11 protein-coding genes are annotated in these 11,873 nt (G+C 65.3%); 1 reads left to right on the forward strand and 10 read right to left on the reverse strand.

The genetic code is table 11. From position 1 onward, the window contains the following. Window positions 1–7 precede the first annotated feature (7 nt). The 10 genes from dxr to sidA form a co-directional block, all read right to left on the reverse strand. Window positions 8–1,204 (reverse strand): 1-deoxy-D-xylulose-5-phosphate reductoisomerase, encoded by a 1,197-nt coding sequence (gene dxr / locus ACIQ3B_RS08605; protein WP_397401603.1) that lies wholly within the window; start codon window positions 1,202–1,204, stop codon window positions 8–10. Beyond that, window positions 1,192–2,010: a phosphatidate cytidylyltransferase gene (locus ACIQ3B_RS08610; RefSeq protein WP_397401588.1), complete on the reverse strand. Its 819-nt coding sequence runs from the start codon at window positions 2,008–2,010 to the stop codon at window positions 1,192–1,194. Before ACIQ3B_RS08610 ends, dxr begins: the two co-directional genes overlap by 13 nt. Beyond that, the gene (gene uppS / locus ACIQ3B_RS08615) at window positions 1,997–2,773 is read right to left on the reverse strand and encodes a polyprenyl diphosphate synthase (RefSeq protein WP_397401589.1); all 777 of its coding nucleotides are present in this window, start codon (window positions 2,771–2,773) and stop codon (window positions 1,997–1,999) included. The genes ACIQ3B_RS08610 and uppS overlap by 14 nt, the downstream gene beginning before the upstream one ends. A 27-nt stretch (window positions 2,774–2,800) precedes the next feature. Next, window positions 2,801–3,367, reverse strand: a complete 567-nt coding sequence (frr, locus tag ACIQ3B_RS08620; protein ID WP_397401591.1) for a ribosome recycling factor — start codon at window positions 3,365–3,367, stop codon at window positions 2,801–2,803. 46 nt (window positions 3,368–3,413) lie between these two features. Next, window positions 3,414–4,133 (reverse strand): UMP kinase, encoded by a 720-nt coding sequence (gene pyrH, locus ACIQ3B_RS08625; protein ID WP_397401593.1) that lies wholly within the window; start codon window positions 4,131–4,133, stop codon window positions 3,414–3,416. 92 nt (window positions 4,134–4,225) lie between these two features. Continuing rightward, window positions 4,226–5,164: a translation elongation factor Ts gene (gene tsf / locus ACIQ3B_RS08630; RefSeq protein WP_397401595.1), complete on the reverse strand. Its 939-nt coding sequence runs from the start codon at window positions 5,162–5,164 to the stop codon at window positions 4,226–4,228. A gap of 103 nt (window positions 5,165–5,267) precedes the next feature. Then, window positions 5,268–6,173, reverse strand: a complete 906-nt coding sequence (gene rpsB / locus ACIQ3B_RS08635; protein ID WP_397401597.1) for a 30S ribosomal protein S2 — start codon at window positions 6,171–6,173, stop codon at window positions 5,268–5,270. 196 nt (window positions 6,174–6,369) lie between these two features. After that, window positions 6,370–6,684 (reverse strand): hypothetical protein, encoded by a 315-nt coding sequence (locus ACIQ3B_RS08640; RefSeq protein WP_397401599.1) that lies wholly within the window; start codon window positions 6,682–6,684, stop codon window positions 6,370–6,372. Between the two features lie 62 nt (window positions 6,685–6,746). Then, window positions 6,747–10,199, reverse strand: a complete 3,453-nt coding sequence (gene dnaE / locus ACIQ3B_RS08645) for a DNA polymerase III subunit alpha (RefSeq protein ID WP_397401605.1) — start codon at window positions 10,197–10,199, stop codon at window positions 6,747–6,749. Window positions 10,200–10,209: 10 nt separating this feature from the next. Further along, window positions 10,210–10,299 (reverse strand): cell division inhibitor SidA, encoded by a 90-nt coding sequence (sidA, locus tag ACIQ3B_RS08650; protein ID WP_397401607.1) that lies wholly within the window; start codon window positions 10,297–10,299, stop codon window positions 10,210–10,212. A gap of 292 nt (window positions 10,300–10,591) precedes the next feature. Between sidA and ACIQ3B_RS08655 the strand changes: the two genes are divergently transcribed. After that, complete coding sequence (locus ACIQ3B_RS08655) at window positions 10,592–11,596, forward strand: hypothetical protein (RefSeq protein ID WP_397401601.1); 1,005 nt, start codon at window positions 10,592–10,594, stop codon at window positions 11,594–11,596. Window positions 11,597–11,873 lie beyond the last annotated feature (277 nt).

An 11,873-nucleotide genomic window follows, 5' to 3' on the forward strand; every position in this document is an offset into this window, starting at 1 on the left:
CTGCTCCTCAGGCCGCGAACTGGCCAGACACAACCTCGTCCGCCATGCGGCGGGCTTCGGCGTCGGTGTTTCGCGCCGACTCGACGGCGTCTGAATCGTTGTGTGTTTTGTCCGGAACGCGATCCATACGCTCCAGGGTCTCCCTTACGACACGAGGGATGTCCAGAAAAGTGATACGCCGGTCGAGGAAGGCCGCCACCGCACGCTCATTGGCCGCATTCATCGCGGCGGGCGCACGTCCACCTGCCGTCAGCGCATCCTTGGCGATTGTAAGCGCCGGGAACCGCACCGGGTCCGGATCCTGAAAGGTGAGCGGTCCGGCCGCAACCAGATCAAGCGGCTTCGCAGGCCAGGGCAACCGATCGGGCCAGGCGAAGGCGCAGGCGATCGGCGGCCGCATGTCGGGCGGGCCCAGCTGAGCCAGCGTCGAGCCGTCGGCGTACTCGACGAGGCTGTGAATGATCTGCTGCGGGTGAACCAGGACTTCGATCCGTTCGGGCGGCATGGAAAAGAGGTATGCGGCCTCGATCACCTCGAGGCCTTTGTTCATCATGGTCGCGGAATCGATCGAAATCTTGGCGCCCATCGAAAAATTCGGATGGGCCAGGGCCTGCTCCAACGTCGCCGCCGCCATCTCCGCATGCGAGGCGTCGCGGAACGGACCCCCTGATGACGTAAGGATCAGTCGTTTGACGTGGGCAGCGGCCGATGGATCCAGAACCTGGAAGATCGCGGAATGCTCCGAATCTACCGGAATGATCATCCCGCCGGCCAGCCTCGCCGTGCGAAGCAACGAAGGGCCGGCGCAGACCAGGCTCTCCTTGTTCGCCAGCGCCACTACCGCGCCGGCCCGGGCGGCGGCCAGTGTCGGCGCCAGCCCCGCGAAGCCCACGATGGCTGACATCACCCACTGGGCATCCGCCGAGGCGACGTCCACGACCGATTGAGCGCCGGCCTCGACGCGAATCCCCGAGCCCTTAAGTCGCTCCCGCAACTCCGGAAGCCCACGCTCATCCTCGATCACCGCAACCTGCGGGCGCCACCTCAGGGCCTGCTCAGCCAGTCTTGCGGCGTTTCGCCCGGCCGTCAGGCCCACCACATCCAGTTCGAGCCCGGCCAGTTCGAACACCTCGAGCGTCGAAACGCCGATGGACCCGGTCGATCCCAGGACCGTCACCTTGCGGGGCAGGCTCAACTTCCCCACCCCCACGCGTTCGCCAGACGCAGGGCGGCCATAACGACAACAGCGAACATCAAGCCATCCACGCGGTCGAGCAGTCCGCCATGCCCCGGAATGAGGTCTCCCGAGTCCTTTACCCCGAAACGGCGCTTGAGGGCGGATTCCCACAGGTCACCGGCCATGGTCGCCAATCCGACCGTCAGCCCGATCCCGGCCGCCGCGTAGATGTTAAGCTGGAAAAAGGGCAAGGCGGCCATGAGACTCCCTGCCAGCATCGCCGCCAGCAGCCCGCCTGCAAATCCGGACCAGGTCTTGTTGGGCGAGAACCGTGGCCACAACCTGGGGCCCTTCAGAACGCTTCCCACCGCGAAAGCGCCAATGTCAGCGGCCCAGGTGGTCGCGAACAACATCATCGTCCACCACACCCCTTGCTGCGTATCCCGCAGCCACACCAGGCAAAGTGCGGCAGGCGCCAGATAAAGCACGCCGAAAGCGGCGTCGGCCGGGCGTTCGGCCACGCCCCGGGCGATAACGGCCGCCAGCACGGCCATGACCGGAATGGCGCTCCAGGCAGCGATCAAGTGGCCTCGATAGCCCACGAACACCGCCACCAGCACGGCGGCTGCGACGGCCGCCGCAACCCGGGTGGGCGCGACAGGCGCACTCATCCCGCCCCACTCGATCGAAAGCAGCGCCACGGCGATGGCGATCATGACGAGATAGGGCCACCCGCCAAACCAGGCCGCGGCCAGGGCCGCCGGGATCAAAACTGCAGCCGACGCAATGCGCAGGCCGAGATTGGTCCAGTCGAACCGCCTAACCGGTGGCAAGGACGTTATCGGTGGCGATCGCGCCATAGCGGCGGTCCCGGCCGGCGAAGGCCTTCAGCGCTGCCTCGAGGTGTTCGGCGCCGTAGTCGGGCCAGAGCACGTCCTGGAAGACCAGCTCGGCATAGGCGGCTTCCCACAGAAGGAAGTTGGAGAGCCTTTGCTCACCGGATGGCCGAACAATCAGATCAGGCGGCGGCGATCCCGAGGTCGCCAGCATGCTCCCCAGCATCTGCTCGTCCAGATCCCCGGGCGAACGCCGTCCCGCGGCGACATCCTCTGCGAACCGACGCGCTGCATCGACGATGTCGGCCTGACCGCCATAGTTGAAGGCGATGTTCAGGTGGAACTTGTCGTTCGCCTCGGTCCGCGCCTGGGCGTCATCAATCATCCGCAGGAGTTCCGCAGACAGGCCCTCGCGACGTCCGATGACTTTTACCCGCACGCCCTCGCGATCAAGCCTCACAATATCGGTTTCGAAGTAGCGCCTTGGCAGCGCCATCAGTTCAGCAACTTCGGCGGCAGGCCGGTTCCAGTTTTCCGTGGAAAATCCGAACACTGTCAGCCAGCGAATATTGAGCTTCGGCGCCGCTTCAACTGTACGTTTCAGAGCTTCAACACCAGCGCGATGGCCCAGAGTTCGCGGCAGCCCGCGTTTCTGCGCCCAGCGCCCGTTACCATCCATCACGATGGCGACATGCAGCGGCGGCGCTGGATTTCCGGACGACGACGCGCCCGCGGGGGATGGTTTGTCGGAGGCGGCCATGGCCGTGAACAGAATCCTGCGCAGCGCTTAAACGTGCATGATCTCTTGTTCTTTTGATTTCAAGACTTCGTCCACACGCTTGATGGCTTCGTCGGTGATCTTTTGCACTTCGCCCTCAAATCGCTTGCCCTCATCCTCACTCATGACGCTGTCTTTCTGGGCCTTGCGGCAATCATCATTGGCGTCACGACGGACGTTCCGGATAGCCACCTTCTGCTGCTCGGCGTACTTGCCGGCCAGTTTGGCGAGGTCCTTTCGGCGCTCTTCGGTCAGGGGCGGGATAGGAAGCCGCAGCGTGGTCCCGTCAACGACCGGGTTCAGGCCCAGGTCGGACGCACGGATTGCCTTCTCGACAGACACCACCAGCGCCTTGTCCCAGACCCCGATCGTGAGCATCCGGGGCTCCGGAACGCTGACAGCGCCCACCTGATTGATCGGCACCGACGATCCGTAGGCGTCCACCCGGATCTGATCCAGCAGGCTGGCGGACGCGCGACCCGTCCGCAGCGAACCGAACTCATCGCTGAGGGCCGCGACTGCCTTGTCCATGCGGTCCTTGTAGCGGCTAAGCACTGGCTTTTCAGTCGTGGCCATGGCGGCGTCTCCGTGTCTTTTCTGGTCTCGGGTCGAATTCTGGGGTTCAGGCGATGGTCGTGAAGACCCCTTCGCCATTCAGAACCTTCAGAAGGTTGTCCCGTTCGCGGATGTTGAACACCACGATCGGAATGTGATTGTCACGCATCAGGGCGACCGCCGAAGAGTCCATGACCTTGAGATTCTTCGCCAGCACTTCCTGATAGCTGAGGGTCTCGTAGCGCTTCGCGTCCGGGTCCTTCTTAGGATCTGCCGAATAGACGCCGTCGACGCTGGTGCCCTTGAACAGCGCGTCGCAACCCATTTCGGCGGCCCGCAACGCCGCTGGCGTGTCCGTCGTAAAGAAGGGCGCGCCTAGCCCGGCGGCGAAGATCACCACCCGGCCCTTCTCCAGATGCCTGAGGGCGCGGCGGCGGATATAGGGCTCGCAGACTGCGTCCATCGGAATCGCCGACTGCACCCGGGTGAAAACCCCTGCCTTTTCCAGCGAGGCCTGAAGCGCCAGGGCGTTCATGACGGTGGCCAGCATGCCCATGTAGTCGGCGCTGGCGCGTTCCATGCCGGCTTCGGCCAGGGCCGCGCCCCGGAAGATGTTGCCGCCGCCCACCACCACACAGACCTGCACCCCGGCCTTCACCACCTGGGCAATCTCTTCAGACACCCCCGCGAGCGTTTTGGGGTCGATCCCGAAACTGTCTCCGCCGACGCCGGCCTCGCCCGAAAGTTTGAGCAGGATGCGTTTGAAACGGGGTTTCGCAGCGGCCATGGAGGAGAATCCTGAATTCGGACGGAGACAACATACAGCAAGGGCGCGATGCGTCTAACGCATCGCGCCCCTGGAAGATCAGTCCGGGTGGCCTAGGCCTGGCCGGACATCGACGCGACTTCGGCGGCGAAGTCGTCAACTTTCTTCTCAACGCCCTCGCCGAGCGCAAAGCGCACGAAGGCCTTTACCGTAACCGGCACGCCAAGATCCTTGGCGGTCTCGGCGATCAGCTGCTCGATGGTCTGATCCGGGTTCATGACAAAGGGCTGCTTCAGGAGCACAACCTCTTCCTGCCACTTGCGGATCCGGCCCTCGATCATCTTCTCGACCACGCCGATCGGCTTGCCCGATTCAAGCGCCTGGTCCGTCAGGAACTTCTTTTCCTTGGCCACGGCCGCGGGATCCAGGTCGTCCGTTGTCAGCGCCAGCGGCGGCGCGGGCGTGCCGGCCACGTGCATGGCGATCTTGCGACCGACATCGCGCAGCACGGCCACGTCGCCCGTGCTTTCCAGCGCCACCAAAACGGCCAGACGCGCCACGTCGTCGCCCTGCTTGTTGTGCAGGTAGAGCGACACAGCGCCATCCGAGACGCTCAGGCGGGCCGAGCGGCGCAGGCGCATGTTCTCGCCGATCGTCGCGATCATGTTAGTGATCACGTCGGAGACAACCTCCCCCTTGGCCGTCCTTGCCGCAGTGATCGCATCCACGTCGCCGTCGACGCCCAGCGCTACGACCGCAAAGTCGCGCGCCGCAGACTGGAACGTTTCGTTCTTCGACACGAAATCGGTCTCGGCATTCAACTCAACGATCACGCCGGTCTTGCCGTCGTCGCTCAGCTTGGCGGCCACCAGGCCCTCGGCCGCGGCGCGGTCCGATTTCTTGGCAGCCTTGGACAGGCCCTTGGCGCGCAGCCAGTCCAGCGATGCTTCCATATCGCCGTTGTTTTCCTGCAAGGCTTTCTTGCAGTCCATCATGCCAACGCCGGATTTTTCGCGCAGGTCCTTGACCAGCGCAGCGGTGATTTCCGCCATGGTCAGCTCCTCATCAGGTTAGGAACCGACGGCGCCCCATGTGGAACGCCGCCGAAAGTGGTTGGGTATCAGGCCCAAGCGACGATTTTGCTTGGCCCGCTTGTTATTCGCTCGCCGCGGCGACGCCATCTTCGGCCGTCGTGGCCTCCGCGGCGGGGGTATCAGGTTCCGCAGCCGCGCCGGTCATCTCGGCCTCGAGGGCGGCGGCTTCCGGCGCCGACACTTCAGGCTCGGACACCGGCTCGGGGGTGAGCGCGCGGGCCAGCGTCGGCTCCATCGGAGCTTCCGAAGCGCCCAGGTCGATGCCCGAGGCCGACTGGCCAGCCGCAAGGCCGTCCAGCACCGAATCCGCCAGCAGATCACAATAGAGCTGGATGGCGCGTGCGGCGTCGTCGTTACCCGGGACCGGATAGGTGATGCCGTCGGGGTTGCAGTTGGTGTCGAGGATCGCGATCACCGGAATGTTCAGCTTCCGGGCTTCCTGGATGGCGATGGCTTCCTTGTTGGTGTCGATCACGAACATCAGGTCGGGGATGCCGCCCATGTCCTTGATGCCGCCAAGGCTCAGCTCAAGCTTGTCGCGCTCGCGCGTCAGCTTCAGCACTTCCTTCTTCAGGCGCCCGGCGCCGTCGCCGCCTTCCAGCAGGGTTTCCAGTTCGCGCAGGCGCGCGATCGAGCCCGAAACGGTGCGCCAGTTGGTCAGCGTGCCGCCCAGCCAGCGGTGATTGACGTAGTACTGCGCGCAGCGCTTGGCGGCCACAGCGATCGGGTCCGACGCCTGACGCTTGGTGCCCACGAACAGGATGCGACCGCCGCCGGCGGCGACTTCACGCACCTTCACCAGCGCCTGGTGCAGCAGCGGGATCGACTGCGACAGGTCGATAATGTGGATGTTCGAGCGCGAGCCAAAGATGAACTTGTCCATCTTCGGGTTCCACCGGTGCGTCTGGTGGCCGAAGTGCGCGCCGGCTTCCAGGAGCTGGCGCATAGAAAAATCAGGCAGAGCCATCGTCTGTTACTCGTCTTTCTTCCGGTTGAACCTCCGCAGGCAAACCCTCCCGAAGGAGGACCGGAACGGTCAAGTGCGGGATGTCTCCCCGCCAGAACCGCACGCCTACGTGTGGATTGGAGCGGCGCATGTAAGGGCAAACGCGCGGGAAATCAACCGCGCCCGTCCTGGCCGCGCCGGGCGACGCCTTTCCGGCCTACGGCTTCTTGCGGCTGTCGGGTCCGTACAGGCTGGTTCCAGGCTTGGACTTATAGGGTTGAAAAGGCTTGTAGGCATCGGCGGCAGGCGGCGAACCGTACGTCCTTGGCCTCGACGTCGATGATGACCCGCTGTAGGGCGAGCCATACGAGGGCATCGGGCGCGCGGCGTAGGGTGACGGAACTGACGACATTCCGGTGGCGGGCTTTGCCTTTTGGAAGCCCGGCGTCGGCGACTTCATCTTTCCGAAATCCGCCGCCGCAGGCCCCGCTGCCGCCGTGACCAGCGCCGCGATGATCAGGATCAACTTCATGACTATGCTCCAGATTGCGTGTTGAATTCACACACGCAATACGGCCTCCGTCAAGACGACGCCTAAAGATCCTCGATAAACACCACGCCGGGCGAGGTCTTCAGCGCGCCGCGCACCGCGCCGTCCAGGGTGAAGCGGCCCGGCAGCTTTAGCTCCACCTCGCGGCCACCCGCCAGCCCCGCCACCAGGATCACCTCGCCGCCCCGCGCATTGGTCACCCCGGACAGCCGTCGCTTCAGCGCCTCGATCTCGGCGCTGCGCGGCGCCACGTGCACGCGAAGGCCCGACACCACGCTCTCGACGGCCTTCTCCACCGGCTCCACATCGTCGCCGAAAAACCGCACCTCGCCGTCCGCCGCCTTGGCGCGCACCTTCAGCGCCACCGCCTTGCCGGGCTCCAGTAGGTCGCGGAACTTCTTCAGCGACTCCGGCGGGAACAGCACCTCATATTCGCCCGTCGGATCCGACAGGGTTACGAAGGCGAACTTCTCCCCCGAGCGCGAAGGCCGTTCCTGCTTGCGCCGGATTACGCCGGCCATCCGCAGCGCCTCGGCCCCGGCCAGCGCCTTCGGGATCGCGTCGGCCAGCAGGTCGGTGCGTTTGCGCCTCAGCGCGTCGACCATGTCGTCCAGCGGGTGGCCGGACAGATAGAACCCCACCGCCGCCAGTTCCTCATCCAGTCGCTGCACCGGGCTCCACGCGTCGGCGCGGGTGATCCGGGGGCGATGGCCGCCGCTCAGATCCTCGCCAAACAGGCTGACCTTGCCCTCGGCGCGATCGGACGCCAGCGCCTGGCCGTGGCCCACCAGCGCCTCGCTGGAGGCGATCAGCTCGGCCCGGTTCGGATGCAGGGCGTCAAACGCCCCGGCCCGCGCCAGGGTCTCGAAGGTGCGCTTGTTCACCTGCCTGGGATCGATCCGCTCGACAAAGTCGAAGATGTCCCGGAACGGCCCGCCCTCGCGCCGTACGGTCACCACGTGTTCCATGGCGGCCAGACCCACGTTACGGATCGCGCCAAGAGCGTAGAGCACCTCGCCGTCCGCCACATCGAAGTCGCCGGAGGACCGGTTCACGCAAGGCGGCCGCACCGTCACGCCAAAGCGTCTGGCGTCCTGGTAGAACACCGCCAGCTTGTCGGTATTGGCCATATCCAGGCTCATCGAGGCGGCGAAGAACTCCACCGGCGTGTTCGCCTTCAGCCAGGCCGTCTGGTAGGCGATCAGCGCATAGGGCGCGGCGTGGGACTTGTTGAACCCGTAGCCGGAGAATTTTTCCATCAGCCCGAACAGGATGTCGGCGATCGCCTTGTCCACCCCGCGCTCGGCGGCGCCGGAGGCGAACCGGGTGCGCTGCTGGTCCATCTCCTCCTTCTTCTTCTTGCCCATGGCGCGGCGCAGCAGGTCGGCTTCGCCCAGCGAGTAGCCCGCCATGATCCGGGCGATCTGCATCACCTGTTCCTGGTAGACGATCACGCCATAGGTAGGCGTCAGCACCTGCTCCAGCAGAGGGTGATAGAAGTCGAGGTCGCGTCGGCCCATCTTCACGTCGACATAGGACGGGATCGATTCCATCGGGCCAGGCCGATAGAGCGAGATCAGCGCCGTGCACTCTTCCAGCGACGTGGGCCTGAGCTGGCGCAGGGTGTCGCGCATTCCCTGACCTTCCATCTGGAACACGCCCACGGTCCTGGCCTCGGCCATGATCTCGTAGGCCCCGGCGTCGTCGAGTGGCAACGCTTCCAGGTCAAAGTCCGCCCCGCGCCGTTCCAGATGCTTCATGGCGCGGCGAATGACCGTCAGCGTCTTCAGGCCCAGGAAGTCGAACTTCACCAGCCCCGCGCTCTCCACCCACTTCATGTTGAACTGGGTGGCCGGCAGCTCCGAGCGCGGATCGCGGTAGAGCGGCGAGAGCTGCGTCAGCGGCCGGTCCGAGATCACCACCCCGGCCGCGTGGGTCGAGGCGTTGCGGTAAAGCCCCTCCAGCTGCAGGGCGATGTCCAGCAGGCGCGCCACCGCCTCGTCCTCGTCGCGGGCCTGGCGCAGGCGCGGCTCGATCTCGATGGCCTGGGCCAGGGTCACCGGATTGGCGGGGTTGGCCGGCACCATCTTGGCCAGACGGTCCACCTGCCCCAGCGGGAGCTGCAGCACGCGCCCCACATCGCGCAGCACCGCGCGCGCCTGCAGGGTGCCGAAGGTGATGATCTGCGCCACCCGGTCGCGGCCATAGCGCGTCTGGACGTAGCTGATCACCTCGTCGCGGCGATCCTGGCAGAAGTCGATATCGAAGTCGGGCATCGACACTCGCTCCGGGTTCAGGAACCGCTCGAAGATCAGCCCGTACCGCAGCGGGTCCAGACCCGTGATCAGCAGCACCCAGGCCGTCAGCGAACCGGCGCCGGAGCCCCGCCCCGGCCCCACCGGAATATCGTGCGCCACCGCCCACTTCATGAAGTCCGACACGATCAGGAAGTAGCCGGCAAAGCCCATCTGGATGATGACCTTCAGCTCCGCCTCCAGCCGCGCCTCATAGTCTGCCGGCGGGAACGCCGTCGCCTGGCCCTTGGCTATGCGGGCGCGCAGGCCCTCGCGCGCCTGATAGGCCAGTTCCTCGGCCTCGGTCCGCCCCTCGCTGGTGGGGAAGCTCGGCAGGATCGGGTCGCGCTTGGCCACCGTGAAGGCGCAGCGCCGGGCGATGTCGAGGGTGTTGTCGCAGGCCTCCGGCAGATCGGCGAACAGGGCCCGCATCTGCTCAACGGACTTGAACCCGTGCTCGGCGGTCACGCGCCGCCGGTCGTCCTGCCCCACAAAGGCGCCGTCGGAGATGCACAGCAGCACATCGTGGGCCTGATGGGTCTGGGCGTTCTTGAAATAGACGTCGTTGGTGGCCACCAGCGGCACGTCCTGGTCATAGGCGAAGGCCACCAGTCCCGGTTCCGCCAGCGCCTCGGCCGCTGCCTCGTGACGCTGCAGTTCCACATAGAACCGGTCCGGAAAGGCGCGGGCCATCTCGGCCAGCGCCGCATTCGCCAGATCCGCCTTGCCCGCGGCGAACAACGGATTGACCGGCCCGTCCGGCCCGCCCGACAGCAGGATTAGCCCGGCGGCGTGCGCACAGACCTTGTTCCAGGGCACATGCGGGTCCTCGCTGCCGTCGCTGTCCAGATAGGCCATCGACGAGAGCTCGGAGAGATTGAGATAGCCTTCCTCGTTCTGGGCCAGCAGCATCACGGTCGGCGTCTTGGCCCACCGCTCCGTCAGTCCGCCGCCGATCCCCGTCACCGGCAGGGCGCAGCCGATGATGGGCTGGACCCCCTCGCCCTTGGTGGCGACCGAAAACTCCAGCGCACCGAACAGATTGGCCCGGTCAGCGATGGCCACAGCGGGCATGCCATCGGCCTTGGCCAGGCCCCCGATCTTGTCCGCCTTGATGGCGCCTTCCAGCAGCGAATAGGCCGAGCGGACCCGCAAATGGACGAAACCCCTGTCCTCGTCCGCCACGTTCGCCGCCTCCCCCATTCGCATGGCGTCAGCCCATCAGACCGGCCACCGTGCAGACCATCCAGACAAAACTCGCCACCGACGCAAAGGCCAGTGATTCCCGGGCCAGACGAACCATCACGACCATCCTCCTGTTGAGCGCCTGTGGGTAACCCGTGGACGCGTTCCGTTTTTGTTCATAGTCCCCTTTTGTTCTCGACGTCAAGGTGATATCGAGTGGCAACCTTGACGGGAACTATACGAAAATGAACGCTCGACTACTATTCGCTTTAGCGCTGATATTCGGGACAATGTCCCAGGCAATGGCGCAGACGCAATCGGCCCCTCCGGCCTGCGGTGCAAAACTTGAGGGCGCTGGAACGCCGCTCAAATTCGCCTCACCGCTCCCCGAAGAGGATCGGATCGGCCTGATGGCCAGTGTTCACCTGGCGCTTAACGACAGCACCGGACGGGGCGCCTGGCCGATCTCGGAGATCGACATCGCCCTGCCCTGCGAAATCGCCAGCTTTCCGGTCGGAGACGACACCTGGGTGATCTCGGCCGGCGAAGGCTACGCGCCACCTCGCTGGGCGCGGACCAAGGGTCGAGACGACACCTACTACCTTGTAGCAGGCCCGTCGGTCGCCGACGCCCGGGCCTGGTCGACGACCCCCGGCGCGCCCACCACGGGCTTGGCACGACCGCTCTACTATCTCGTGGGCGCTACAGACGGACTGCACTTCGTCTTCAAGGTCTACCAGGGCGCACCGGGCGGCAAACAGCTGGCCGATGATCTGGTCGAGGCGATCACCGAAAAGACAGCGCCCGTCGCGGTCTATGATTCCAGGGGCAATGCCGCGAGCCTGTTTCTCCTGACCCAGTCGCGTCGAACCTCCTGGATTTACCAGCCCGAGCGCCTGGCTGGAGACCGCTCGGCCGTGATCTACGGGCCGGACGGCGTCTTTTTCTTTCCCGCGCCCGGTGGGGCGACGATCCTGCGTGGTTCTGACCTGCAGTGCGATGCGCGCTATGGGGCCTACGAGATGTTCCGGCTGGGCGTGCTTAATCCGGTAGATGACGCCCTCGACCTCGCCTGCTTCTATGGCAATGACGAGAACTACCTCTCGATCTTCATTAGCCACCTGCCGGACGCGAGCGAGGACCGGCGGTTGTTCGCGTCATTGCTCAAGCAGTCCCAGGACGAGGACGGCGTGACCGCACGACTGCCCGGCTTCCAGACCGGCCCCAGGGAAATCCTGCAGGCCGGAAGAGCCTGGGTGGACAAGTCAAGGATGGGTCAAGGGATCTGGCTGATGCGCCGGGGCGACTACATTTACGAGATCCGGATTACCTTCGAGGTCGCCGGAACCACGGCAGCTCTGGACGCCGTTGAAGCCTTCGCCCTGAGCACCGAACCCGAGCCCGACGCGCGATGAAAAGCGGGCGACGAACCCCTTCCCACCCCTCTGCGGCTCATCAGGCCAAAAAGCGTGCGTATCCTACCTTTCCGCCCCACCCCGTTCACGCTCGCAAAAGCGGGGCCCCAAGAGGCCGGTACGCTGGCGCTGCGGTTGGCGATTGTTGCGCCTGTTGTCTAATTGGTTTCACGGTTGCCTCAGGTTCGTTGTTGGACTGACCTTGGTCTATGGTTGTCTACGGGGTCATGGCCTGGCTGGGGAGCCTTGATGGCCGTGCCGCAAGATCGCGGTCAGG

This window comes from Phenylobacterium sp., assembly GCF_044358365.1.
Lineage (GTDB): Bacteria > Pseudomonadota > Alphaproteobacteria > Caulobacterales > Caulobacteraceae > Phenylobacterium.